Annotated in this window: 26 protein-coding genes; 8 read left to right on the top strand and 18 right to left on the bottom strand. The window is 72.5% G+C overall.

Annotated elements, in window-relative coordinates:
- Positions 1 to 28: 28 nt before the first annotated feature.
- Entirely contained in the window at positions 29 to 1,561 is a 1,533-nt protein-coding gene (locus AB0B58_RS05675) for a glycosyltransferase family 2 protein (protein WP_360218070.1), read from the bottom strand.
- Positions 1,561 to 1,725: a hypothetical protein gene (locus AB0B58_RS05670; RefSeq protein ID WP_360218067.1), complete on the bottom strand. Its 165-nt coding sequence runs from the start codon at positions 1,723 to 1,725 to the stop codon at positions 1,561 to 1,563. The genes AB0B58_RS05675 and AB0B58_RS05670 overlap by 1 nt, the downstream gene beginning before the upstream one ends.
- A 232-nt stretch (positions 1,726 to 1,957) precedes the next feature.
- Here AB0B58_RS05670 and AB0B58_RS05665 point away from each other — a divergent pair, with 232 nt between their 5' ends.
- Entirely contained in the window at positions 1,958 to 2,974 is a 1,017-nt protein-coding gene (locus AB0B58_RS05665) for a hypothetical protein (protein ID WP_360218065.1), read from the top strand.
- Here AB0B58_RS05665 and AB0B58_RS05660 read toward each other — a convergent pair.
- From AB0B58_RS05660 to metF, 7 genes are all read right to left on the bottom strand, one after another.
- Positions 2,913 to 4,121 (bottom strand): MFS transporter, encoded by a 1,209-nt coding sequence (locus tag AB0B58_RS05660; RefSeq protein WP_360218062.1) that lies wholly within the window; start codon positions 4,119 to 4,121, stop codon positions 2,913 to 2,915. The two genes, AB0B58_RS05665 and AB0B58_RS05660, sit on opposite strands and share 62 nt — an antisense overlap.
- Positions 4,122 to 4,198: 77 nt before the next feature.
- Positions 4,199 to 4,699 (bottom strand): hypothetical protein, encoded by a 501-nt coding sequence (locus AB0B58_RS05655; RefSeq protein ID WP_360218059.1) that lies wholly within the window; start codon positions 4,697 to 4,699, stop codon positions 4,199 to 4,201.
- A 43-nt stretch (positions 4,700 to 4,742) separates the two neighbouring features.
- Positions 4,743 to 6,191: an MFS transporter gene (locus AB0B58_RS05650; RefSeq protein ID WP_360218056.1), complete on the bottom strand. Its 1,449-nt coding sequence runs from the start codon at positions 6,189 to 6,191 to the stop codon at positions 4,743 to 4,745.
- Between the two features lie 43 nt (positions 6,192 to 6,234).
- Positions 6,235 to 6,717 carry a MarR family winged helix-turn-helix transcriptional regulator gene (locus AB0B58_RS05645; protein ID WP_360218053.1) on the bottom strand — a complete coding sequence of 161 codons (483 nt, stop codon included), beginning with the start codon at positions 6,715 to 6,717 and terminating at the stop codon, positions 6,235 to 6,237.
- A gap of 92 nt (positions 6,718 to 6,809) precedes the next feature.
- On the bottom strand, positions 6,810 to 7,253 hold the full coding sequence (locus AB0B58_RS05640) for an HNH endonuclease (protein WP_184996555.1): 444 nt from the start codon (positions 7,251 to 7,253) through the stop codon (positions 6,810 to 6,812).
- 225 nt (positions 7,254 to 7,478) lie between these two features.
- Complete coding sequence (locus tag AB0B58_RS05635; RefSeq protein ID WP_360218049.1) at positions 7,479 to 8,147, bottom strand: CDP-alcohol phosphatidyltransferase family protein; 669 nt, start codon at positions 8,145 to 8,147, stop codon at positions 7,479 to 7,481.
- On the bottom strand, positions 8,144 to 9,058 hold the full coding sequence (gene metF / locus AB0B58_RS05630) for a methylenetetrahydrofolate reductase [NAD(P)H] (RefSeq protein WP_360218046.1): 915 nt from the start codon (positions 9,056 to 9,058) through the stop codon (positions 8,144 to 8,146). The genes AB0B58_RS05635 and metF overlap by 4 nt, the downstream gene beginning before the upstream one ends.
- Positions 9,059 to 9,121: 63 nt before the next feature.
- Here metF and AB0B58_RS05625 point away from each other — a divergent pair, with 63 nt between their 5' ends.
- Positions 9,122 to 10,177: a polyprenyl synthetase family protein gene (locus AB0B58_RS05625; protein ID WP_360218705.1), complete on the top strand. Its 1,056-nt coding sequence runs from the start codon at positions 9,122 to 9,124 to the stop codon at positions 10,175 to 10,177.
- Between the two features lie 30 nt (positions 10,178 to 10,207).
- Here AB0B58_RS05625 and AB0B58_RS05620 read toward each other — a convergent pair whose 3' ends face one another.
- The 3 genes from AB0B58_RS05620 to AB0B58_RS05610 are packed head-to-tail and all read right to left on the bottom strand — an operon-like array spanning position 10,208 to position 11,284.
- Positions 10,208 to 10,576: a lycopene cyclase domain-containing protein gene (locus tag AB0B58_RS05620; protein ID WP_360218043.1), complete on the bottom strand. Its 369-nt coding sequence runs from the start codon at positions 10,574 to 10,576 to the stop codon at positions 10,208 to 10,210.
- Positions 10,573 to 10,899: a lycopene cyclase domain-containing protein gene (locus AB0B58_RS05615; protein ID WP_360218040.1), complete on the bottom strand. Its 327-nt coding sequence runs from the start codon at positions 10,897 to 10,899 to the stop codon at positions 10,573 to 10,575. The genes AB0B58_RS05620 and AB0B58_RS05615 overlap by 4 nt, the downstream gene beginning before the upstream one ends.
- Before the next feature lie 7 nt (positions 10,900 to 10,906).
- The gene (locus AB0B58_RS05610; protein WP_360218037.1) at positions 10,907 to 11,284 is read right to left on the bottom strand and encodes an Rv2175c family DNA-binding protein; all 378 of its coding nucleotides are present in this window, start codon (positions 11,282 to 11,284) and stop codon (positions 10,907 to 10,909) included.
- A gap of 93 nt (positions 11,285 to 11,377) precedes the next feature.
- On the opposite strand from AB0B58_RS05610, the gene AB0B58_RS05605 reads away from it, so the two are divergent.
- The 3 genes from AB0B58_RS05605 to AB0B58_RS05595 all read left to right on the top strand — a co-directional run bounded on the left by AB0B58_RS05605 (position 11,378) and on the right by AB0B58_RS05595 (position 15,134).
- Positions 11,378 to 12,163: a hypothetical protein gene (locus tag AB0B58_RS05605; protein ID WP_360218034.1), complete on the top strand. Its 786-nt coding sequence runs from the start codon at positions 11,378 to 11,380 to the stop codon at positions 12,161 to 12,163.
- A gap of 155 nt (positions 12,164 to 12,318) precedes the next feature.
- Positions 12,319 to 14,283, top strand: coding sequence for a Stk1 family PASTA domain-containing Ser/Thr kinase (gene pknB, locus AB0B58_RS05600; protein WP_360218031.1), 1,965 nt, complete (start codon positions 12,319 to 12,321; stop codon positions 14,281 to 14,283).
- Positions 14,274 to 15,134 (top strand): deoxyribonuclease IV, encoded by an 861-nt coding sequence (locus AB0B58_RS05595; RefSeq protein WP_360218028.1) that lies wholly within the window; start codon positions 14,274 to 14,276, stop codon positions 15,132 to 15,134. Before pknB ends, AB0B58_RS05595 begins: the two co-directional genes overlap by 10 nt.
- Here AB0B58_RS05595 and AB0B58_RS05590 read toward each other — a convergent pair.
- Positions 15,115 to 16,014, bottom strand: coding sequence for an LLM class flavin-dependent oxidoreductase (locus AB0B58_RS05590; protein ID WP_360218025.1), 900 nt, complete (start codon positions 16,012 to 16,014; stop codon positions 15,115 to 15,117). The genes AB0B58_RS05595 and AB0B58_RS05590 overlap by 20 nt on opposite strands.
- A 113-nt stretch (positions 16,015 to 16,127) precedes the next feature.
- On the opposite strand from AB0B58_RS05590, the gene AB0B58_RS05585 reads away from it, so the two are divergent.
- Entirely contained in the window at positions 16,128 to 17,087 is a 960-nt protein-coding gene (locus AB0B58_RS05585; RefSeq protein WP_360218022.1) for a helix-turn-helix transcriptional regulator, read from the top strand.
- 7 nt (positions 17,088 to 17,094) lie between these two features.
- Here AB0B58_RS05585 and AB0B58_RS05580 read toward each other — a convergent pair whose 3' ends face one another.
- From AB0B58_RS05580 to AB0B58_RS05570, 3 genes are all read right to left on the bottom strand, one after another.
- Positions 17,095 to 18,114 (bottom strand): GntG family PLP-dependent aldolase, encoded by a 1,020-nt coding sequence (locus tag AB0B58_RS05580; protein ID WP_360218019.1) that lies wholly within the window; start codon positions 18,112 to 18,114, stop codon positions 17,095 to 17,097.
- Positions 18,107 to 19,513, bottom strand: coding sequence for a class II 3-deoxy-7-phosphoheptulonate synthase (locus AB0B58_RS05575; protein WP_360218017.1), 1,407 nt, complete (start codon positions 19,511 to 19,513; stop codon positions 18,107 to 18,109). Before AB0B58_RS05575 ends, AB0B58_RS05580 begins: the two co-directional genes overlap by 8 nt.
- Positions 19,514 to 19,593: 80 nt before the next feature.
- Positions 19,594 to 21,063 (bottom strand): glycosyl hydrolase family 18 protein, encoded by a 1,470-nt coding sequence (locus AB0B58_RS05570; protein WP_360218014.1) that lies wholly within the window; start codon positions 21,061 to 21,063, stop codon positions 19,594 to 19,596.
- A gap of 171 nt (positions 21,064 to 21,234) precedes the next feature.
- Here AB0B58_RS05570 and AB0B58_RS05565 point away from each other — a divergent pair, with 171 nt between their 5' ends.
- Both AB0B58_RS05565 and AB0B58_RS05560 read left to right on the top strand, forming a co-directional pair.
- A complete protein-coding gene (locus tag AB0B58_RS05565) occupies positions 21,235 to 21,705 on the top strand; it encodes a glutathione peroxidase (RefSeq protein WP_360218011.1) in 471 nt (156 codons plus the stop codon).
- Between the two features lie 7 nt (positions 21,706 to 21,712).
- The gene (locus AB0B58_RS05560) at positions 21,713 to 22,390 is read left to right on the top strand and encodes a DUF429 domain-containing protein (protein ID WP_360218008.1); all 678 of its coding nucleotides are present in this window, start codon (positions 21,713 to 21,715) and stop codon (positions 22,388 to 22,390) included.
- 12 nt (positions 22,391 to 22,402) lie between these two features.
- On the opposite strand, the gene proC is transcribed toward AB0B58_RS05560, so the two are convergent.
- Both proC and AB0B58_RS05550 read right to left on the bottom strand, forming a co-directional pair.
- A complete protein-coding gene (proC, locus tag AB0B58_RS05555; protein ID WP_360218005.1) occupies positions 22,403 to 23,206 on the bottom strand; it encodes a pyrroline-5-carboxylate reductase in 804 nt (267 codons plus the stop codon).
- A 69-nt stretch (positions 23,207 to 23,275) separates the two neighbouring features.
- Complete coding sequence (locus AB0B58_RS05550; protein WP_360218002.1) at positions 23,276 to 24,304, bottom strand: 6-phosphofructokinase; 1,029 nt, start codon at positions 24,302 to 24,304, stop codon at positions 23,276 to 23,278.
- Between the last annotated feature and the right edge of the window lie 240 nt (positions 24,305 to 24,544).

The raw sequence follows: 24,544 nt of genomic DNA, 5'->3' as shown, positions 1-24,544 counted from the left end.
GCTCGGATGACCACGCCGGACCGGGACGTCAGCGCAGTGCCGGCGCGGTGCGGGGCTCCGCGGGCGCGGCGGACAGCGGCTCCGCCTGGTTGTGCTTCAGCGCCAGGTAGAAGCAGAGCACCGCGGGCAACGCGATCAGCAGCACCGGCAGCGCGCTGCCGGTGAGAGAGATCGACACCGCGGTCAGCAGGACCCCGAAGATGATCTCCGCCCGGTTCGCCACGAGCGCCTCGCGCAGGGTGATCCGCCGGTCCTCCTTCGGCGTCACGACGAAGACCGACTTGCCGAAGGCCGAGCTCACCGACGCCCGGAAGCTGATCAGCAGCATCGAGCCGTACAGCAGGATCGTGTGCAGCAGGTACCAGGCCAGGCGCCGCCTCGACATGCTCCGGTAGTGGAAGATCACGTCGTTGAGCATGGGCGCGAGCAGGAACACCGCGGTCGGGGCCAGCATCCACAGCGGATATTCGATGCGGTAGCCGAGCATCGGCAGCACGACGACGTGTATCGCCACGTAGACCGAGAACACCGCGGTCAGCGGCAGGTTGTAGGTGAACAGCACGATGTCGAGCTTCTCGAACCAGGTCATCCGCGACCGCATGATCACCCGGGTATACCGCTTGATGAACTCCATGTTGCCCTGCGTCCACTTGGAGTGGCGCTTCTTGAAGGCCAGGTAGTCGACCGGATACTCCTCCTCGCAGACCACGTCGGGCGCGAAGACCGTGTAGTAGCCGGCGTCGCGGGCGGCGATCGAGAAGCACAGGTCCTCGGCGACCACGTGCGGGAAGCCGCCGGCCGCGTCGTAGCACCCGCGGCTCACCATGGCGCCGTGCCCGAGCAGGGACAGGAAGCCGTGCCGGTCCTTCACCGTCTGGTACGCGATCCAGTGCGAGTCGACGCCGATGGAGAACATCCGCATGAACGCGTTGCGGTTGCGGGTGGCGACGTGGTTCGCCTGCACGATGCCGGCGTCCGGGTACCTGGCGAAGTAGTCCAGGCAGCGGCTGATGTAGGTGGGCGGGATGATCTCGTCGCTGTCCAGGATGACGAAGTAGTCGAACTCCGCCGTACCCAGGTAGTTGTTGAGGTTGCCGGCCTTGAAGCCGGCGCGGTCCGGGCGCCGCACGACCCGCACGCCGTGTTCGACGCCGAAGGCGTCGACCTGCGCCAGGTAGCGGGGGTCGGACGAGTCGTCGAGGATGACCACGTCGTAGTCGCCGTACTCCTGGCGCATGCTGCGCAGCAGGCTGTCGGCGGAGAAGTCGTTGCAGGTGCAGTAGACCAGCACGACCCGCGGCTCCGCGGTCGCCGCCCGGCGCGGCACTTCGGGCGCCCGCCGGGACGAGATCAGGTGGTAGTAGAGCGTGTAGACGACGTCCTTCATGCCGTTGAGCCAGAAGTAGGCGATGAAGACGGTGCTCGCCACGACCAGCGTGACGATCGGCCAGCCCGCCCGCGCGGCGGCGCCGATCTGCGTGAACGCGGCCTCCAGCAGCAGCGCGAGCAGGACCGACCAGAGCGCCAGGATGACCAGGTAGAGCCGGGGGGACTTGGTCATCAGGAGCCGTCCCGCCGGCGCTTGAGCCGGCCGCTTACCGCCAGGACGGTGCCGACGCCGACGAAGAGCGCGCCGCCGATCGTGACCGCCGTCAGGCTCGCGGCCTGGCCGAGGATGGTGATTCCGCTACCGGTGAGCGCCAATGACGCCGAGTTGTCATACATGGGTTTTCCTCCCCCTGAAGTGGGTTTCGGTATCCACCTTGGACGGCCCGTATGAATGGCCGGTAAAGCGGTTCGTTCGGCGACGTTTCACGCCTGCATGAGTCGATCGGGTTTCGCCTTCATGAACCCGTACGGCATTTCTACCGACCGTTAAGCCGGGCAGGTCAGCGGGTATTGTCAGAACGGCATATGCACCGCGGAAACACAGAGTCCATACCGGAGAAATGGCGGCATGACATTCAAACTGGCCCATGTGCTGACCCTCACACTGTCGCTGCTCCCGCTGGCGGCCTGCCGGCCCGAGCCGATCCGGGCGGCGCGATCGTGCCCGGTCGCGACACCGGCCGCGATGACGCCGTACGCGGGCCCGTCGGACCGGATACAGGGCGCGACCTGGGAGGCGGGCCCGGACATGCGCGGCGACCTGCGGCGCATGCGGAACGACTACTTCATCAACACCGTCAACGTGTACGGGCTGGAGCGGTGGAGCGCCGCCCGCCTCGACGCCTTCTTCGCCGCCCTGGCCGAGCTGAACATGCGCGCGGTCGTACGGCTCGAGGCGTACGACCCGGGCGTCTTCGCGTTCCGCCACGAGGACGCGGTCGACGTGCTGGCCAGGCACGACAAGCTGCTCGAACGCGCGCGCGGCGCTCCGGTGGCCTATCTCGCGCTGAACATGCCGGTCGACGACCCGCGCGTGCAGGCGCGGCTCGGCGGGATCAACTCGGCGCGCTCGGGCGAGCGCCAGGTCGCGTACGCGGCTGAGCTGGTACGCCTGGTCCGGCAGCGGGCCGGCGCGACGCCGGTCTTCCTCGGCCTGTTCTACGGCTGGGACGGCTCGTACCGGATCCCGTCCTATCGCGACAGCGGCGCCGACGGCTACGTGCTGACCAGCTACAGCTATCCGGGCGCGCGGATCGCGGACGCGGGCAGCGGCGCGGACGAGCTGATCGACGCCACCCGGCTCGCGTCGGTGGCCGACCGGGCGATCGCCGCGGTGCCCGGCGCGCCACTTGTCGTCGAGTACGGATTCCAGACGCTCGCGGCTCAGCAGGAACGCCCGGACCAGACCGCTGGATTAGTGGCCGATATCACGGCTAAACGCGCCGCCCTGCGCGCCACCACGCATTTCTATTGCGCCGGATACCCCGCCGTCATCGGCACGACCTATTTCGGCTACAACGTTTTCAAGGCGGAGGGGAATCCGCCGCGAACCCTCGACTACGGGCTGACGCCGATCCCGGATTAGGGGTGTCTCGGCGGGCGGCGACGGTCGCCGCGGCCAGGCACGCGGCGGCGGCCATGAGCAGGGCCGGGCGGCCGCCCAGGTGCACGGCGGCCGCGCCGAGCGGGGTCGCCAGGGCGATCGGACCGAACATCACGGTGTTCGCCGTCGCTGACACCCGGCCGAGCATCGCCTGCGGCGTGTGTGTCTGCACCGCCGTCACCGCCGCGATCAGCGTCCACGGCAGGCCGATGCCGCCGATCACCGCGCCGGCCACCAGCGCCGGCCACCAGGGCAGGCACCGGGCCAGCTGCCCGGCCGCGAACAGCGCCGTGCCGGCCACCGCGACGAACACGACCCCGCGCCGGGCGATGAACCGGCCCGCCGCCAGGCCCGCCACGATGGACCCGGCGCCCTGCGCGCTGAGCAGCACGCCGAGGAACGTGCCGGCCAGGCCGAGATCCACCGTCACCACCTGGAACTGCGCGGCGGTCGCGAAGCCCGACACCGCGATCGCGACCGCGGCCAGTGCGACGGTCGACCGCAGCGGTGGCGTGCCCGCCAGCACCGCCAGCCCGGCTCGGACGCCGCGCCCGTGCGGCGGCCCGGCCGGCACCGGCGCCGACCGCAGCCGCACGGCCGCGTACAGGACGGCGACCAGGAGCGGCATCGCCGCGCTGAGCGCCGCGACCGCCGGGCCGCCGCGCCAGGCGTAGAGGCCCGCGCCCGCGAGCGGGGCGATCAGCTTCATGCCCTCCTGTGCGCTGGATCGCCAGCCGTTGACGTCGCCCAGTTCCCGCGGCGGGAGCGCGGACGGCAGCAGCGCCGACTCGCCGGCGTCCAGCAGGACGTAGCTGATCCCGTACGCGGCGGAGACGCAGAAGATCAGCCACGTCTGCGCGGGCGAGCGGACCGCGAACAGGCTCAGCAGCGCCGCGGCGAGCAGCAGGTTCGTGGCGATCATCAGGGGGCGGCACGGCACCCGGTCGAGCAGCCCGCCGAGCCACGGGCCAGCCAGCGTCGGCGCGTAGACGCAGAGCCCGGCCAGCGCCGCGAGGCTCGCCGACCCGGTGAGGTCGAGGATCCAGATGCCCGCGACGAGGGACATCGCGCTGCCGCCGAAGCCGGACAGCAGAGAGATCGCCACGAACAGGGCAGCGTTGCGCCGCATTCCGCCTCCGGGGTTGAGTCGAGGTGACTCACATCCTCAGAGTTGAGCGTGCTCCGCTGCAATAGACGGACATTTCGTCAACGATCTGTTGACAGGGCCTGCCGGAGACCGTCGAGGGCCACCCGGAGGTGTCCGGGCAGCCGGTCCGCCTCGACGCGGTCCAGGTCGGCGGCGGCCTGCTCGGCGAGCGCGAAGAGCCCGCCGGGCGGCGCGTCAAGGGCCGTCGCGACCGTCGCGCGCACCAGGGCGGCGCGGGCGAACCGGCCCTCCCAGCGACGGTCGGCGGCGATGCCCCGGTGCAGCTCACCGACCGCGACGCGGAGGATCACGATGCTGTGTGCGTACCGGAGATCCTGGTCGTGGCGCCGCGACCGGGCGGCCGCGATCAGCCGCCGCCGACGCTGCTCGGCGGCCTGGCGGCTCGCCAGGCCGAGCGCCGCCGCGACCTGTGCCCAGGTCGCGCCCGCCTGGCGGGCCCGGTCGATCAGGTCGAGCTCGCGCTCGTCGAGGCGGGCCCGCGCGGCGCCGATCTCCGCGAGCCGCTCGAGCTCCGGAGCCGGCGCCGCATCCTCGGTCACGGTGTCAACAATACGTTGACAGCGCCGAGGATGCGGCCGCGCGCTACCTGGCGCCGATGTCGCACACCTCCTTCGCGCCCGGGCCTCCGGCGGCCGCGTCCACTGTCGACACCGGCCGCCGCGGCACCAGGGCGGTGACGAGGGCCGCCGCGGCGACGAATCCCGCGGCCGTGAGGTAGGCCCGGCTGTAGCCGTCGCGCAGGGCGGCGACCTCGCCCAGCCCGGACGCCAGGCTCGCGTCCGTTACCCGGGCCGCGACCACCGCGAGCACCGCAAGGCCCAGTGCACCACCGGCCTGCTGCGCGGTGTTCGTGAGCCCGGACACCAGCCCGGTCTCGTGCGGCTCCGCCCCGGCCATCGCCAGCATGATGATCGCCGGGATGACCACGCCGATGCCCAGGCCCATGATGATCAGCGACGGCAGCACGTCGGCCGCGTACCGGGGATCGGCCGGCGCCCGGACCAGCAGCGCCAGCCCCGCGGCCAGCGCGCCGAGCCCGGCCAGCAGGACCGGGCGGACGCCGAACCGGGCGATCACCCGGGGCGCCACGAGCAGCGACAGCACGCCGATCACGATCGGGGTCGGCAGGAACGCGAGCCCGGTGCCGATCGAGTCCAGGCCGAGCACCCGCTGCAGGAACAGCGCGTTCACGAACTGGAAGCCCATGCCGGTCGCGAAGATCAGCACCACCGCCGCGGAGGTGGCCAGCAGGCGGCCGCGGCGCAGGATCCGCAGCGGCACGAGTGGGCTGCGGGCGTACCGCTGGCGGACGAGGAAGCCCACGACCAGGAGCAGTGCCGCCACGCCGTACCGGAAGCCACCGTCCACGATGGCGTAGACGCCGAGCGAAAGGCCCAGGGTGATCAGGGCCGCGCCGCTCACGTCCAGGCCCTCGCCCAGGCCCGACCCCGCCTCGCCCGGCAGCACCCGCGGCGCCGCGACCAGCACGGCGACGCCGATCGGCACGTTGACCAGGAAGATCCACGGCCAGCCGGCGGCGTCGGTCAGCAGCCCGCCCGCGACGAAGCCGAAGGCGGCGCCGCCGGCCTGGGTGAAGCCGTACACGCCGATCGCCCGCGCCTGCCCGGCGGGCTCCGGGTAGAGCCGCACGATCAGCGAGAAGATCACCGCGGACGCGAGCGCCCCGCCGACGCCCTGCACGAAGCGGCCCGCGACCAGCAGCGGCGCCGTGGTGGCGAGGCCGCAGAGCAGGCTCGCCGCGGTGAAGACGACAAGTCCGGCGAGGAACACCCGGCGGGCGCCGACGAGGTCGCCGAGGCGGCCGGCGAGCAGCAGCAGCCCGGCGAAGCCGATCAGGTAGCCGTTGACGACCCAGGCGACGCCCGCGGGCGAGAAGCCCAGGTCGGCCTGGATGGCAGGCACGGCGACGGCCACGATCGTGCTGTCCAGCACGATCATCAGCGCCATCGCGCAGAGCACGGCGAGCGCGGCGGCACGCCGGCGGTCACGAGGTGGTACGGAAGCAGCCATGATCCGACCGTAGCAGATCGTCTGCTTGTAGACTATCTAGTTGTCACCTACTGGCGGGCTGCCGGGCCCGGCGCACCGGCCGAGGCCCCGGCTCGGCACCCCCGTCGACCAACCGCACCAGCGCCGCCACGAAATCCTCCCGCGCCTGCTCGGGCAGGGCGGCCAGCGCCTCGGCGTGCACCCGGTCGACGATCCGCTGCCCCTCGAGCGCCGCGGCCCGCCCCGCGTCGGTCACCGCGATGATCCGGGCCCGCCGATCGGTCGCGGACGGGCGGCGCTCGGCCAGCCCGCGCCGCTCCAGCTCGTCGACGGTGCCGACCATCGTCGTCTTGTCGAGATCGGAGAGGGCGGCGAGCTGGATCTGGGTCCGCTCCTCCTCCAGCGCGTGCAGCAGGACGCACTGCATGCGCGGGGTCAGATCGACGTCGGCGAGCGCGGCGGCCAGGCGGTTGGACAGGGCGTGGCCGGCCATGTTGAGCAGGCCGGTGATGTCGCGGACGGTGCGCTCGGGCGCGGCGGAGGACATGACAGAACGATAGCGCGAGATCATCCCGTACCGGATGATTCAGCTGATGGACGACCGACGGACCCCCGTTTTGAACCCGCCGGCCGTCGTCCTCAGTGCGCGGCCAGGGCCGCCCAGCCGGGCGCCGTCGGCGCCCGGCGCAGCGGCATCCGCGCCTCCGCCGGCGTGCGGTCACCCTTGCGCTGGTTGCAGCGCCCGCAGGCCGCGACGGTGTTGAGCCACGTGTTGCCGCCGCCGCGCGAGCGCGGCAGGACGTGGTCGATGGTGGACGCCGCCCCGCCGCAGTAGGCGCAGGTGCGGCCGTCGCGGGTCAGCACGCCGCCGCGGGACCAGGCCGGGCCGCGGCTGTGCCGCCAGCGGGTCACCACGTAGCTGACCAGCCGGACGACGGTCGGGATCGGGAAGACGCCGATGCGGGCGTCCGGCCGCGCCTCCTCGACGACCGCCACCTCGCGGAACAGCATGCGGATGGCGTGCCGGACGCTGACCCGGTGCAGAGGCCCGAAGTCGGCGTTGAGAACGAGGACCACACTCATCGCGGGTCACCTCCCCTGTTTCCCCGTACACGCAAAAGCCGCCCGCCCCCGGACACGGGGACGAGCGGCGACCGGCCGGCGCGCAATGCGTCAGCCGGGGCCGTCTGCCCCGCACTCGTACCGGTCGGCCGTCACGTGATCTCCCTAGGTCCCGGTGATCCGGAACACGTCGCTCGTGAAGAAGGTAGGTGCGGCGGCCACGGTGGACAACCGAATAAAGATCGGTCAGCCGGACAGCTCGGCGCGCACCGCGGCCATCAGCTGCACGAGTCCGGCCAGCCCCAGCACGGCCCAGATCCCGGCCGCGGCCACGGTCACCGGCGCCTGCCACCCCGGGTGCACGAGGCCGGCGAGCCCGCCGATCAGCAGGCCGCTGACCGCCACCGACACCCGGGTGGGCCGCTCGCCCACCGTCACCAGGCCCAGGCCCCGCATGCCACCGGCGGCGGCCCTGGCCCGCACGTACTCGTGCAGCCAGCTCACCGCGCCGCCGGCGACGACCAGCCAGCCCGGCGCGCCCGCGATCCAGAACGCGGCCAGCCAGGCCAGCTCGCCGAGCCGGTCGGCCACCGAGTCGTAGACGAAGCCGAGGCGGGAGGTCCGGCCGGTGACCACGGCGACGGCGCCGTCGAGCCCGTCGGCGCAGCCGGCGAGCAGCACCAGCAGGGCGCCGAGGAGCAGCCCGGCGGGGCCGAGCAGGGCGGCGGCCGGCACGCCGAGGCAGAGCAGCAGCCCGGACGCGGTGACGGCCGTCGGACCGACGCCGAGCCGGCCCAGCAGGCCGCCTCCCCGGTAGGCCAGCCGGATCCAGCCGCGCACCAGCGGCGAGGCGGTCTCCGGGTCGAAGCCGCCGTGCAGCCTGGACCAGGCCGCGGCGTACTCCTCCCAGGTCAAGCCGGGACGTTGGCGGCGAGCCGCTGCCACACCTCGCGGGTCGCCGTCGAACGGTTCATGGTGATGAAGTGGATGCCGGGCACGCCCTCGTCGAGCAGCCGCTGGCACATCTCGCCGCACAGGTCGATGCCGAGGGCGCGCACGCCCTCCGCGTCGTCGGCGATGCGCTCGAACCGGGCCAGCAGCGCCGGCGGGAACGGGGCGCCGGAGAGCTGCGCGGCTCGAGCGATGGTCGCCATTCTCAGGACGGGCATCACACCGGGCACGATGGGCGTGTCGCAGCCCGCGGCGGCCACCCGGTCGCGGAGCCGCAGGTACTCGTCGGCCTCGAAGAACATCTGGGTGATGGCGAAGTCGGCGCCGGCCCGGCACTTGCGGATGAAGTTGCGGGTGTCCGTCTCGACGTCGGCGGAGCGCGGGTGCTTGTAGGGGAAGGCCGCCACCCCGACGCTGAAGTCGCCGGACTCGCGCAGCAGCCGCACCAGGTCCTCGGCGTAGAGCACGCCGTCGGGGTGCCGCACCCACTCGCCCATCGGGTCGCCGGGCGGGTCGCCGCGGACCGCGAGCACGTTGCGGATGCCGGCGCCGGCCAGCCGCCCGATGACGTTGCGCAGCTCGGCGACGGAGTGGTCGACCGCGGTCAGATGCGCCATGGGCAGCAGCGTCGTCTCGGTCGCGACCCGCTCGGTCACGGCGACGGTGGTGTCCCGGGTGCTGCCGCCGGCGCCGTAGGTGATCGAGACGAAGTCCGGGCGCAGCGGTTCCAGCTCACGGATCGTCTGCCAGAGCAGCTGCTCGCCCTCGCGCGACTTGGGCGGCATGAACTCGAACGAGAACGTCGGATCCGGACGACGGATGAGCTCGCCGATCGCCGGAGACGTCGGGAGCCGCGAGGGAAGTCCGAGAGACACACCCAGACTCTACCGGCTCGCACCGGCGTCCCGACCCGCTAGGTTTGCCCCGTGACCTCCCCGCTGGAACGCGCCGGCCTGCGGCCGCGTGTCGACAAAGCCCTCGCCGCCTTCCTCGCCGACCGGCGTGTCCAGCTCCTGACAATCGACGAGGTGCTGGCCGACGTCGCCGACGCCCTGGAGGCGTTCGTGCTGGGCGGCGGCAAGCGCCTGCGCCCGGCGTTCGCGTACTGGGGTTTCCGCGCCGCCGGCGGCATCGACTCCGACCAGGTGGTGGCGGCGGTCTCGGCGCTGGAGCTGGTGCAGGCGAGCGCCCTGATCCACGACGACCTGATGGACCGCTCCGACACCCGCCGCGGCGAGCCCTCGGTGCACCGCCGCTTCGCGGCCCGGCACGCGGAGGCGGGCTGGGGCGGCGACGGCACGGGCTTCGGCGACAACGCGGCCGTCCTGCTGGGCGACCTGGCGCTGGTCTGGTCGGACGAGCTGCTGCACTCCTCGGGCGTCGACCCGGCCGACCTGGCCCGGGCGCGGCCGGTCTTCGACGCGATGCGCACGGAGGTGACGGTCGGGCAGTACCTGGACGTGCTGACCCAGGCCACCGGGGACACGTCGCTGGAACGGGCGGGCAAGGTGGCCCGGTACAAGTCGGCGAAGTACACCGTCGAGCGGCCGCTGCTGCTCGGGGCGGCCCTGGCCGGGGCGCCGGAGCCGGTGTCGGCGGCCTACTCCGGGTACGGCCTGCCGCTGGGCGAGGCGTTCCAGCTGCGCGACGACGTGCTCGGCGTCTTCGGCGACCCGGCGCAGACGGGCAAGCCGGCCGGCGACGACCTGCGCGAGGGAAAGCGGACATATCTGGTCGCCGCGGCGCGCGCGGCGCTCGGGCCGGCCGAGCGCGACGAGCTGGAGTCCCGGCTCGGCGACCCGGGACTGGACGACTCGGGCGTCGAGCGCCTCCGCGCGCTCATCCGCGACAGCGGGGCGCTGGCGCGGACCGAGGAGCGGATCTCGTCGCTGACCGGGCAGGCCCTCGCCGCCCTCGCCGCGGCGGAGCTGGACGCCGACGCCCGGAGCGTGCTGCTCGAGCTGGCGGACGCGGCCACCCGCCGCGCGGTGTGATCACCGGGTCCGGCGCGCCGGACCCGGTGATCAGGTATCGGCGGTCCCGCGGTCGCGCAGGCGGCGCAGGAGCCCGCCGCCCTCGCCCGCTTCCGGGGTGCGCTGCACGCCGCGCCGGCCCAGCCACACCCAGACCGCGAGCGTGAACAGCACCATCGCGAATCCGAACAGCAGATCCTCGACCGGCGCGTGCACCAGCCGCAGGCCGACGATCGCCTCCGGGTCGTAGATCACGATGCGGCGGCCGGTGAGGATGCCGTTCGACAGCAGCTGGAACGCGATGATGACCGGGTATGTGGCCCAGAACACGGCCCGGGTCACCAGCCGGGTACGCAGCACCCACAGGTCGACGCCCAGCGCGCCCAGCACGCCGAGCACGGCCGCGACGGTGTAGGTCATTCGTCACCCGCCGGTCGGCGCAGGACGGCCCGGGTCGCCTCGAAGCCCAGGATCGCGCAGGTCGGCACCACCAGGAAGAACAGCACCTCGTCGATCGGCAGCCCGCCGGGCAGCAGGATCCCGGTGGTCTGCCCGGGGTCGAACGTCCAGTGCCCGGCCGCGATCGCCGCCAGGTCCCAGAGCACGAAGACCACCACCACCGGCAGCAGCGTGAGCAGCAGCCGCCGCCACCGGCGCAGCACGTTGACCTTCAGCACCGGCTCCAGCCACAGGGCCGCCACGAGGCATCCCGCGAGTACCGACAGGTACGCCAGGTGCCGCATGCGGCCGTCAGAAACCGAGCGCCTGTGCGCGCCGTTTGACCTCGCGGGCGCGGTCGCCGCCGAGACCCTTCGCGGCGCAGCCGTCCACGGTCACGTCCGGCTCATAGAGCCACCGGAGCGCTTCTTCGTCGTTGTATCCGTTGTCACGAAGCAACGTGAGGACACCGGGGAGGTGCTTGAGCACGGTGCTGTTGACCACCAGCTCCGCCGGCACCACCCGTATGCCGTCGCGCCGGACCGCGATCAGCACGCCGTCGCGGATCATCTGGTGCACCTTGCTGATCGACACGCCGAGCTTGTCCGCCACATCGGGCAGGTTGATCCACTCGGTCGGGCCGGTGGGCTGCGGGGCCGCCGCCTCACCCACGCTTACGGAATCGGTCACCCGACCAGCGTGCCATGCCCGCTCCGCGGCTGACCAAGCGGAGCATGCGGAACCGGGAACGCCCCGGCTCCTCGAGATCGGAGAAGTGTCCCGATGACCCTGTGGCGGAGAGCCCGCAACGAGGTGGCCGGCGCCTGGCGCTCGGTGCGCTACGACCTGGGCCGGCCCGACCCGGACGCCGTGAAGGCGAGTCCGGTCCCGGACGCCGAGGCCCGCTACCAGGACGTGACGTCGACCGGAATGAGCACCTTCGGGGGCCTGGGCACCGGTGGACTGCGGACCTCGTACGGCGACGAGGTCGTGCCCCGGACGCGCCGGCTGGCCGCGGTGGCGGCGTTCGGCGCCCTCGCGGTCGCGGGAGCCGCGGGCAGCTACTTCGCCGTCGTGACCGGCATCGACGCGCTGGTCGCCGACAAGCCCGCGGGCACCGAGCCGTATCCGCTGGCCGCGGAGGCGCCCCGCGGCTCCGGGGACGACCAGTCCAACTCCGGCATCGGCCGCGGTGTCGACGCGGCACCCGGCGGGCCGGCACCGGCGACGGCCGCGGCCATGCCGGGCACGATCCGGGCCCTGCCGACGACGGCCGGTGCCACGGCGGCGAGGCAGCGGGTGACGCCGCCGCGGCCGCGGACCACAGTGGAGGGCGGCACGCCCGTGACCCGGGTCACCGTCTGCTGCCGGATCCCGCCGGTGCCCACGCCGACCGCGCCGGTGCCGACGCCGCACAGCCCGTCGGCCACCGCCTCGCCGAGCGCCTCGGAGTCCGACAGCCCGCCGCCGTCGCCGGAGCCGACCGAAACGGCCTCGCCGAGCCCCTCCGGGGACGACGACGGCACGGACGGACGCGGGAGCCGATCGCGGCGCGCACACAGGCACTGATCCGATTTGTCGTGATAAACCGACTCGCGGGGCTCGGGCCCCGCGAGTCGTTTTCTCCCGAATGCCCTGGTCAGGGCCTCGCGGTATACCCGTTAGGTCTCAGCTGTGAGGATCCTCGTCTGCCACGCCCGGAAGGACACATACACTTCACGCCGATGGACACGACTGTCGCCGACACATTGATCGGCACAACGATTGACGGGCGCTACCGGATCACCGGTCGGGTCGCCCGTGGTGGCATGGCGACCGTGTACACGGCGGTGGACGACCGGCTCGAGCGGACCGTCGCACTGAAGATCATTCACCCGTCGCAGGCGACGAACGTGCACTTCGTGGACCGCTTCACCGAGGAAGCGAAGACTATCGCCCGGCTCACCCACCCCAACGTCGTCGCCGTCTACGACCAGGGCCGGCACCAGGGCCTGCCCTACCTGGTGATGGAGTACGTGCAGGGCCGCACCCTGCGCGACCTGCTCAACCAGCGCCGCCGGCTCAACCCGGTCGAGGCGCTGGCGATCCTGGAGCAGATGCTCGCCGCCATCGCCGCCGCGCACCGCGCCGGCCTGGTGCACCGCGACGTGAAGCCGGAGAACGTGCTGGTCGCCGAGGCGCCCAGCGGCGGCATCGCCAACCTCGTCGACAGCGTGGTGAAGGTGGCCGACTTCGGCCTGGCCCGCGCCGTCGAGGCGAGCTCCAGCGACGACGCCGGCCAGCTGATGGCGACCGTGGCGTATGTCGCACCCGAACTGGTCACCGACGGGCACGCGGACGCCCGCACCGACGTCTACTCGGCCGGCATCGTGCTCTTCGAGATGCTCACCGGCCGGGTTCCGTACGAGGACGGCGAGCCGGTCGAGGTCGCCTGGCAGCACGTCGACAACGACGTCCCGGCGCCGTCGGGCATCGTCAAGGGCCTGCCGACCGTGCTCGACGACCTGGTCACCCGGGCCACCCGCCGCGACGCGGGCGCCCGGCCGACCGACGCGGGCGCGATGCTCGCCGAGGTGCAGGTGGTCCGGGACGACCTCGGCGCGGCGAACGTGGAGACCGCGCTGCTGCGCCAGGTCCCCGCCCGCCCGACGGCCGGTGACGCCACCACGCTCGTGCCCGCCGTCGCCGCCTCCCTGCCGGGCGACCGGCCGACCTGGGCCCGCCTGCCCGAGCAGGGCGCGCGCACCCGCGGCCAGCGCCGCGCCGGCGGACCCCCGCCGCCCTCCACCGGCACCGTTGTCGGCACGGTCGGCGTCGACCGGCGCCGGGTCCTGATCCTCGCCGCGATCGCGCTGATGGTGCTCACCGTCATCGGCAGCACCTGGTGGGTGACGCTCGGCCGCTACACCGACGCGCCGCAGCTGGTGAACATGAGCCGGCCGCAGGCCGAGCAGGCCGCCGCGCAGGAGGGCTTCGAGCTGCGCATCGGCGAGGGCGCGTTCGACGAGAACGTGCCCAAGGACGTCGTGCTGCGCCAGGACCCGCCGCCCGCCGAGCGGATCATCAAGGGCGGCGTCATCACCCTCGCGCTGTCGCTCGGCCCCGAGCGTTACCCGGTGCCCGACGTCGTCGGCCTGGAGGTCTCCGCGGCCCGCGGCGACATCGAGGCCACCAAGCTGAAGTTCAAGCAGGGCACGGGCAAGTACAGCGACTCCGTGCCGCAGGGCGTCGTCATCTCCACCGACCCGAAGGCCACGACGGCGCTCAAGCCCGGCGCGACCGTCACCGTCGTGGTCAGCAAGGGCCGTGCGCCGATCACCGTGCCGGACTTCTCGGGCAAGAACATCAACGACGCCCGCAGCCAGGCGCAGCAGCTCGGCCTCATCGTGGTCGAGCAGTACAAGGACGATGACCGGCCCGCCGACCAGGTCATCGGCCAGTCGCCGAAGCCGGGCACCGGCGCCGAGAAGGACGACGAGATCAAGCTCGAGGTCAGCAAGGGGCCGGCGCTGATCAACGTCCCGGACGTCAACAACCAGCCGTGTCCGCAGGCGCAGCAGACGCTGCAGGGCCAGAACCTGCGGGCCCGCCTGAACCCGGGCAACCCGAACGGCCTGGTCCGCTTCCAGAACCCGGTTCCGGGCACGCCGGTGCCGCCGCAGACCGAGGTCGTGCTGACGTGCCTGTGAGCCGCCCGGTCGGTTCGCACACCAAGACGTCGGGCGGGCTGGCCAAGGCCGCGCTGCCGTACGTGGACGCGGCCGGCTCCGAGGCGCTGCAGGTCTACGTCTCGAACTCCCGCGGCTGGGCGCTGCCGCCGGGCGACCCGAAGCAGGACGTCCTGTTCCGGGACGGCTGCGGCGAGCGGGGCCTGCCGGCGTACATCCACGCCTCGCTGCTGGTCAATCTCGGCTCCCCGACCGAGCTGACCGTGGAGCGGTCGGTGCAGACGCTGGAGCACGCGCTGCGCCGGGGCGCCGCGATCGGCGCGACGGCGGTCGTCTACCACGCGGGCAGCTCCGTCGAGGAGGACCTCGGCGGCAAGGCCCTGCACCGGCTCCGGGAGGCGCTGCTGCCGCTGCTGGACACGGCGGCGGCGCGGGGCCTGCCGCGGATCCTGGTGGAGCCCAGCGCGGGCGGCGGGCGCAGCCTGGCCTCGAAGGTCCAGGACCTGGGCCCCTACCTGGCCGCGCTCGAGCACCACCCGTGGCTGGGCGTCTGCTTCGACACCTGTCACGCCTGGGCGGCCGGGCACGACCTGGCCCGGCCCGGCGGCATGACGGAGACGCTGGACGCCCTGGTGGCCACGGTCGGACCGGACCGGCTCCAGCTGATTCACGCCAACGACTCGAAGGACGAGTGCGGTTCGACCCGCGACCGCCACGAGACCATAGGCGCAGGCCGGATCGGCACGGCCCCGTTCGCCGAGCTGCTGGCCCACCCCGCGACCGCGGGCGTGCCGGTGATCGTCGAGACGCCGAGCAAGGAGCACGAGGGTCACGCGGCCGACATCGCCGTGCTCAAGGGGCTGCGGCCGTAGCGGCCGCGACGGCCGCACGCACCTCCGGTACGACCTCACGGGCCCAGCGGCCGAGCGCGGTCTCGACCGGCGTCCCGTCGTCGGCCGGGAAGTACGTGAAGCCGCCCGCGCCGTGTGCGAGGACGGCGCCGGTGAGCTCCTCCACCCACTGGCCGGCCGAGCCGCCGATCCACACCCCGGACGCGTCGCGGGTGACGCGCAGCGGGCCGGGCGTGATGCGTCCGGGCAGGTTGTAGACGGTCGCGATGTCGGCGGGATCGCGACCCGCGGCGGCGGCCGCCTCGTCGATGACCGGGCGCGACCGGAGATACCGCGGGCTGAGCCAGTCGGCGGCGTGGCCGGGGATCCAGCCGTCGGCGTGGCGCCCGGTGACGGCCAGCGACCTCGGGCCGACCGAGCCGGTCCAGATGCGCGGCGTCGGCACCGCCGCCGGCGCCAGGTCGGTGACCCGGTAGAACTCGCCCTCGAAGGTGACCTTCTCCCCTCCGCCGGAGAGTGCCCGCACGACCTGGATGGCCTCCTGCAGCGCGCGGACCGCCTCGGCCGGCGACAACAGGGGCACGCCGAGCTTGGCGGCCTCCGCGAGCAGCCCGCCCGCGCCGAGCCCCAGCACGACCCGGCCGCCGGTCAGCGCGGACAGACCGGTGATCATGCGGGCCAGCATCGGCGCGGGCCGGGTCGGCAGGTTGCTGACGTTCACCAGCCCCGAGACCGCGCCGGTCCGCCCGAGGACGACCCCGATGGTCGCGTACGCGTCGGGCCGGTCGGCGAAGTACGGATGGTCGGCGACACCGACCAGGTCGAGCCCGTACCGGTCCGCCAGCACCGCCTGAGCGAGCAGATCCCCCGTGTGGTCCAGTCCGAACCCGAACACCGTCATCGCGAGCCCTTCCTCCTCCGTGGAGATCCCACTGTGGCCGGTGACCCGACGGGTAGGAAGGCCGGGCGGATAGTGGTACTCCCAGGGACACCATCCGGGGCTAGGCTCCTAAGGTGAGCGGCAACGAGCTCGGCCTGTTCCTCCGGACACGGCGGGAGGGGATAACCCCCGCCGAGGCCGGGCTGCCCGGCGGGCCGCGCCGCCGGCTGCCCGGCCTGCGGCGCTCCGAAGTGGCCACGCTCGCCGGGATCAGCGTGGAGTACGTCACCCGCCTCGAGCAGGGCCGCGACCGCCACCCGTCGCCGCCGGTGCTGGCGGCGCTCGGCGACGCGCTGCGGCTCACCTCGGCCGAACGGGTGCACCTCTACCGGCTCAGCAAGGCCGCCGACACCGGCTTCACCTGCCGTGGCGAGGCCGGCACCGCCCGGGAACCGCGGCCGACCGTGCTGGCCCTGCTGCGGACCCTCGAGCCGACCCTGGCGGTGCTGCTGAACCACCTGGGCGAGGTGCTGGCGCACACGGCGGCCTACGAGGCGGTGGCCGCCCCCGCCGGCCTGCTGGACGGCACGCCGCCGAGCCAGGCCCGCTTCGTCTTCACCGACAGCCGGGCACGGACCGTGTACCCCGACTGGGAGCACGTCGCGGACGAGCAGGTCGCCGCGCTGAAACAGGGCCCGTTCCGGGCTGACCCGGACGTCGCGGCGCTGGTGGACGAGTTGACCGTCACGGCCGGGGACGCCTTCACCCGGCGGCTCGACACCGTGCCCGGGCTGGCCCGCGCCAACGGCGTCATGCGCCTGTACCACCCCGAGGCCCGCGAGATCCGCCTGGCCTACGAGACGCTCGAGCTACCCGCGGACGACGGTCAGCGGCTGATCGTCTACCTGCCCGCGGACCTGGCCGCCGCGGCCGCGCTGGCCCGGCTGACCACCCCGGGTCCTACGGGCGTCCACCGGTACGCGGTGTTCGGCCAGGTCCTGACCGCCGACCCGGGCGGGACGGACCCGGAGCGGACGGGCCGGCAGGCACCGGAGCCCCAACGGCCCGGTCTGCGCCTGGTCTCGGGCGACTGAGCCACCCTCAGGAGAGCAACTCCCCCAGCACCGACGCCGCCTTCTCCACGTCGGAGTCGGTGAGGTCCAGGTGTGTCACCAGGCGCGCGGTGCGCGGCAGCATCGCCGCGATCAGCACACCCCGCTCCGCCGCCGCGGCGGCGAGCGCCGGTGCGTCAAGCGCCGCCGCGCTCAGGTCCAGCGGCACCAGGTTGGTGCGGACCCGGTCCGCCTCGACCACGCCGAACGGTTCGAGCGCCTTGGCCAGCCGCCACGCCCGCGCGTGGTCATCGGCGAGCAGCGCCAGGTGGTGGTCGAGCGCATGGCGCCCGGCCGCCGCCAGGATGCCGACCTGCCGCATCCCGCCGCCGAGCCGCTTGCGGATCAGCCGGGCCTCCGCGATCTTCTCCGCGCTGCCGATCACGAGCGAGCCGACCGGCGCGCCGAGGCCCTTGGAGAGGCACACCGACAGCGTGTCGAAGAGCCGGCCGTAGACGTCCAGCGGCACGCCGTCGGCGACGTGCGCGTGCCAGATCCGGGCGCCGTCGCAGTGCAGCGCGACGCCGGCCCGGTCCGCCACCGCCCGCAGCGCGCGCAGGGTCTCCAGGCCGATCACCGTGCCGCCGCCCAGGTTGTGGGTCTGCTCGACGGCGATCGCCCGGGTCGGCACCGACGGATAGCCCGCCGGCCGGATCATCGCGGCGATCTGATCGACATCCAGGGCCGCGCCGACCGCGGGCCAGGTGCGGGTGGAGATGCCGCCGAGCGCGGCGGCCGCGCCCAGCTCGTACGAGACGACGTGCGCGTCGGCGCCGGCGAGCAGCTCACCGCCCCGCGGCACGACGAGTTGCAGCGCGATCTGGTTGGCCATCGTGCCGGTCGGCGTGAACAGTGCCGCCTCGTGCCCGAACAGCCCGGCCACGTGCCGCTCGAGGGCGACGACCGTCGGGTCGTCGCCGAAGACGTCGTCGCCGACCTCGGCGCCCGCCATGGCCGCACGCATCGCGACGGTCGGCCGGGTGACGGTGTCCGAGCGCAGGTCAGCCACGCAGCATCTCCGCGACCAGGAACGCCAGCTCCAGGCTCTGCTGGGTGTTGAGCCGCGGGTCGCAGGCGGTCTCGTAACGGTCCGGCAGGTCGAGGTCCTCGATGCCCTGCGCGCCGCCGAGGCACTCGGTGACGTCCTCGCCGGTCAGCTCGACGTGGATGCCGCCCGGGTGGGTGCCGAGGCCGCGGTGCACCTCGAAGTAGCCGAGCACCTCGTCGACGACCCGGTCGAAGTGCCGGGTCTTGTAGCCGTTCGACGACTCGTGCGTGTTGCCGTGCATCGGGTCGCACTGCCAGACGACCTTGGCGCCGCTGGCGGTGACCTTCTCCACGATCGGCGGCAGGGCGTCGCGGACCTTGCCGTTGCCCATCCGGCTGATCAGCGTGAGCCGGCCCGGCACGTTCTCCGGGTTGAGCTTCTCGCACAGCTCGATGGCGGTCTCCGGGCTGGTGCCGGGGCCGAGCTTGACGCCGATGGGGTTGGCGATGCGGCTGATGAAGTCGATGTGCGCGTGGTCGAGCTGCCGGGTGCGCTCGCCAATCCACAGGAAGTGGCCCGACAGGCCGTACGCCTTGCCGTCGGAGACCCGGGTGAGCGCGCGGTCGTACTCCAGCGCCAGGGCCTCGTGCGAGCAGTACAGGCTGACCGTGCGCAGCGCCTCGTCCTCGGTCATGCCGCAGGCGCGGATGAAGTCGAGGGCGCGGTCGATCTCGCGGGCGATCGCCTCGTAGCGCTCACCCGCGGGCGAGGCCCGGACGAAGTCCTTGTTCCAGTCGTGCAGGCCGGCCAGGTCGGCCAGACCGCCCGACAGGTACGCCCGCAGCATGTTCATCGCGGCGGCCGAGTTCGCGTACGCCCGGATCATGCGCTGCGGGTCGGCGACCCGGGCGGCCTCGTTCGCCTCCAGCGAGTTGATCAGATCGCCGCGGTACGCCGGCAGCCCGAGCGAGTCGGTCGCCGACGAACGGGGCTTGGTGTACTGCCCCGCGACCCGGGCCACCTTCACCACCGGCATCGACGCACCGTAGGTCAGCACGACCGCCATCTGCAGCAGCGTCCGCGCGTTGGCGAGCAGGTGACTCTCGGTGTTGTCCGCGAAGGTCTCGGCGCAGTCGCCGCCCTGCAGCAGGAACGCGCGCCCCTCGCACACCTCGGCCAGGCGGTGCCGCAGCTGGTCGACCTCGTAGGGCGCCACGATCGACGGAACGGTGTCGAGCACCCGGCAGACCGAGGCGACCTCGTCCAGATCCTGCCAGGGCGGCATCTGCACCCGCGGAAGGGAACGCCACCGGTCCAGGCCGAGGGCCTCGTCCTCGGCGGAGTCGGTGGAGGGACGGGAGGTCTGCAGGGCCGTGGCGCCGACCCCGGGATGACTGAGCTGATGCCACTCTCGGCGCATGAAGGAAGCCTAATCGGCGACGGAAAGGGGGCGCCGGGAGGACCCCGGCGCCCCACTCTCTAGGAACTGGCGATCAAGGCTCAGCCGAGGCCGTTCTTGATCGCGGTGATCAGCTCGCCGTTGCTGGTGTCGCCGGAGAACTCCCAGAAGAACGCGCCGCCGAGACCCTGGTTCTTCACGTAGGTCATCTTGCCGGCGATCGTGCCCGGGGTGTCGAAGCTCCACCAGTTGCTGCCGCACTTCGAGTACGAGGTGCCGCCGACGGTGCCGGTCGACGGGCAGCTGTTCTTGAGGACCTTGTAGTCCTCGATGCCCGCCTCGTAGGTGCCCGGCGCCGCGCCGGTCGCCGAGCCGCCCGGTGCCGACTGGCTGACGCCGGTCCAGCCGCGGCCGTAGAAGCCGATGCCGAGGAGCATCTTGTTGGCGGGTACGCCCTTGCTCTTCAGCTTCTGGATCGCCGCGTCGGACCAGAAGCCCTGCTGCGGGATCCCGGGGTACGAGGTGAGCGGCGAGTGCGGCGCGGTCGGGCCCTGCGGCGCGAAGGCGCCGAAGTAGTCGTAGGTCATCGGGTAGACGTAGTTCAGCTTGTCGATGCCGGACTTGTAGTCGGCCACGTCCAGCTTGCCGCCCTCGGAGCCGTCGGCCGAGATCGCCGAGGTGATCAGGAAGCTCTGGCCGAACCGGTTGCGCAGCGCGCTGATCACGTTGTTGTACGAGGCCGGGCCACTGGAGTCGCAGGACAGGCCACAGGCGTTCGGGTACTCCCAGTCGATGTCGATGCCGTCGAAGACGTCGGCCCAGCGGGAGTCCTTGACCAGGTTGTAGCAGGAGTTCGCGAACCCGGTCGGGTTGGCCGCCGCCTGGGTGAAGCCGCCGGACCAGGTCCAGCCGCCGAACGACCAGATCACCTTGATGTTCGGGTAGGCACGCTTGAGCTTGCGCAGCTGGTTGAACGAGCCGCGCAGCGCGCCGGCATCCCACGTGTCGGCGACGCCGTCCACGCTGTCGGCGGCCGTGTAGGCCTTGTCGTAGTCGGCGTACGCGTCGCCGATCGTGCACTGGCCGCCGGTGGTGTTACCGAAGGCGTACAGGATGTGGGTCAGCTTCGAGGCCGAGCCGCTCGTCACGATGTTCTTGACGTGGTAGTTGCGCCCGTAGACGCCCCACTGCGCGAAGTAGCCGACGACGGCCTTGCCACCCGGCGGCTGGGTCGGCGGCGTGGTGGGCGGGGTCGTGGGGGGTGTGGTCGGGGGCGTGGTGGGGGGTGTGGTCGGGGGCGTGGTCGGGGGCGTGGTGCCGCCGCAGGCGCCGTTGTCGATCCAGACGTCCCACTGACCGCTGTGGGTGGCCGGGCTCTCGTTCTGGGTCCACCATTTGGCGGTGTAGTTCTTGCCGGACTGTGACGCGGTCATGTCCTTGGTGTAGACCGACGTCGGGCTCCAGGCGGTGGCACAGGCAGCGGCGGCCGAGGCCTGGACCATGGGCAGCGCAGCGGTCGCGACCGCCACGATCGCCCCGGCCCACAAGGCGCGGCGGAGGGATTTCTTCACTGCGTCTCCTCAAGAACAGTTAGGAAACCTTCCAAAGGGAAGTTGAAGAGACGGTAGTCATATCTATGAACTTCAGTCAAGAAGGTCAACGCGGAATAAGCGCGACGTTAACTTTTCCGAGTTGGAAGCGACGGCGTGCACTCGCTCGGCCACTGCGCGTAGTCTGCGGTCATGACCATCTTTGACGTCGACATCGACGCACTCTCGGGCGGATCGGCCGATATGGACCGCTACCGCGGCCAGGTCGTCCTGGTGGTCAATGTGGCCTCCAAATGCGGCCTCACCCCCCAGTACGCCGGCCTGGAGACCCTCTACGCCAAGTACGCGGACCGGGGCCTGGTCGTGCTCGGCGTCCCGTGCAACCAGTTCGGCGGCCAGGAGCCGGGCACCGCCGCCGACATCGAGGACTTCTGCCAGGTCAACTACGGCGTCACCTTCCCGATCACCGAGAAGGTCGAGGTCAACGGGCCCGGACGGCACCCCCTCTACCAGGAGCTGATCGGCGACGGACCGGACATCCAGTGGAACTTCGAGAAGTTCCTGATCGCCCCCGACGGCGAGGTCGCCGCCCGCTTCGGGCCACAGACGGAGCCGCGGGACGGCGAGATGGTCGCCGTCGTCGAGAAGCTGCTCCCTCGCTGAGCCGCCGATGAGCATCCACGTGATCGGCGTCGACGCGTACGCCCTCGGCTGGGTGGGTGTCGAACTGCGCGACGGCGCCTTCGGCCGGGCGATGCTGGCGTCCACGCTCTATGAGATCGTCGCGGGCAGCTCCGGCGCGGCGGTGATCGGCGTCGACATCCCCCTCGGCATGCTCCCCGACCGCTGGCGCGCGGCCGACACCCTCGCCGCCGACCAGCTCGGCCCGCGGCGCAGCAGCGTCTTCCGGGTGCCACCGAAGGCCGTGTGGCAGGAGGGCGACTTCGCCGCCGCCAACCGGCTCTGCCGCGAGCTCACCGGCGCCGGGCTCAGCCGCCAGTCGTGGGCGATGCGGCCGAAGCTGCTCGAGGCCAACGCCATCTGGGAACGGCACCCGGGGCTGCTCTTCGAGGCGCACCCCGAGGTGTCGTTCCGGCAGATGGCGGGCGAGCCCCTCGCGTACGCGAAGAAGACCTGGACCGGGCAGGCCCGGCGCCGGGAGCTGCTGGCCCGGCACGGCATCGTGCTGCCCGACCACCTCGGCCCGGCGGGTCAGGCACCGCCGGACGACGTGCTGGACGCGGCCGCGGTGGCGTGGAGCGCGCACCGGATGGCGACGGGTGCGGCGCTGAGCCACCCGAGCCCCCCGGAGGAGAACAACGGCACCCGCATCGCGATCTGGTACTAGTGGGGTGGGTGCCTAGGCCTGCGCGGCGATCTCCCGCGCGCGGTCCCGGGCCGCCTCCAGCGCGGCCAGCAGGGCCGCGCGCACGCCGTGGTTCTCCAGCTCGCGGATCGCCGAGATCGTCGTGCCCGCGGGCGACGTCACGGCCTCGCGCAGCTTCACCGGGTGCTCCCCCGAGTCGCGCAACATGACCGCGGAGCCGATCGCCGTCTGCACGATCAGCTCGTGCGCGACCTGGCGCGGCAGCCCGAGCAGGATTCCGGCGTCGATCATGGCCTCGACGAGCAGGTAGAAGTACGCCGGGCCCGAGCCGGACAGCGCCGTGACGGCGTCCTGCTGCGACTCCGGTACCCGGATGGTCGCGCCGAGCGGCTTGAACATCTCCTCCGCGACGGCCAGGTGCTCACCCGTCGCGTGCGGGCCGGCCGAGATCGCCGTCATAGCCTCGTCGACCAGCGCGGGGGTGTTCGTCATGACCCGCACGACCGGGGTGCCCTCGGGCAGCCGGGCCGCGAAGAAGCCGGTCGGCAGGCCCGCGCAGAGCGAGATGATCAACTTGTCCGCGGGGATCTTCGGGCCGATCTCGGCGAGCAGCGCGTCCGCGTCCTGCGGCTTCACCACGATGGCCAGCACGTCGGCCTCGGCCACGGCGGTCGCGTTGTCCACCGCCCGGATGCCGTAACGCTCCTGCAGCTCCTTGGCCCGGGCCGGGCGGCGGGCGGTGACGAGCAGCTTCGCCGCCGGCCAGCCCGCGCGGAGCAGGCCGGACAGCACCAGCTCACCGATCTTGCCGGCGCCGAGCACCGCGACGACAGTCATGCGTCCTCCCGATCGAGATAGAAGGGGCGGGCGTTCGCCACGCCCGCCCCTTCCGACAATTGCGGTCGCTCAGCTGCCGAAGAAGACTTCGGCCTCGTCGTACCGGCCGATCGGCACGGTCTTGAGCTCGCCGGTGCCGTCGGCGAGCGGGACCCGGACGATGTCCGTGCCACGCAGCGCCATCATCTTGCCGAAGTCACCCTCGTGCACGGCGTCGATCGCCTGCAGGCCGAACCGGGTCGCGAGCACCCGGTCGAACGCGCTGGGCGTGCCGCCGCGCTGGATGTGACCGAGAACGACCGTGCGGGCCTCCTTGCCGGTCTTCTCCTCCAGCTGCTGGGCCAGCCACTGGCCGATGCCGCCGAGGCGGACGTGGCCGAACGCGTCGAGCTCCTGGTTGTGCAGCACCATCTGGCCCTCGAGCGGCTGCGCGCCCTCGGCGACCACGACGATCGGGGCGTACTCGACCTGGAAACGCTTGGTCACGTACGTCGCGACCTGGTCGACGTCGAAGTTGCGCTCCGGCAGCAGGATGACGTTGGCGCCGCCGGCGAGGCCGGCGTGCAGCGCGATCCAGCCGGCGTGCCGGCCCATGACCTCGACCACCAGGGTGCGGTGGTGCGACTCGGCCGTGGTGTGCAGCCGGTCGATGGCCTCCATCGCGATGTTGACCGCGGTGTCGAAGCCGAAGGTGTAGTCGGTGGCGTTGAGGTCGTTGTCGATCGTCTTCGGCACGCCGACGACGTTCACGCCCAGGTCGTTGAGCTTGGTCGCGACGCCGAGGGTGTCCTCGCCGCCGATCGCGACCAGCGCGTCGACGCCCTGCTCGGCCAGGTTGGCCTTGATCCGCTCGACGCCGTTCTCAATCTTGAACGGGTTGGTGCGGGAAGAGCCCAGGATGGTGCCGCCGCGCGGCAGGATCCCCCGGACCTCGGCGATGCCGAGGGGCTTCGTGAGGCCCTCGAGGGGGCCCTTCCACCCGTCGCGGAATCCGACGAACTCGTGTCCGTAAGTGGCAACGCCCTTACGGACGACGGCCCGGATCACCGCGTTCAGACCGGGGCAGTCGCCGCCGCCGGTGAGCACGCCGATGCGCATGATTACTCGTCCTCCCTGATCGGGTCGCGAGATGCCCGTCTCCCTGGGGAATCGGTCATCCGGCTGCACTGCCGGGTCCCGGGGCGGGTCGCAAACGCACTGTAGTCGTCGCGCCCGGGCCTGACCAAAGCGCCCCGCGGTTACTCTCCGGTAATGTTCTCGCCGGCCGCAGGGTTTCCAGTGCCGGTGGTCCCCGCGCGTGCGGCCGGTGCGAGGCGATGCCCGGCCCGCCGCCGATCA

This window comes from Actinoplanes sp. NPDC049118 (assembly GCF_040648555.1).
In the GTDB taxonomy this organism is placed as follows: domain Bacteria; phylum Actinomycetota; class Actinomycetes; order Mycobacteriales; family Micromonosporaceae; genus Actinoplanes.
Note: the sequence above shows the minus strand (reverse complement) of the source record. Positions and strands in the feature narration are given on the sequence as shown.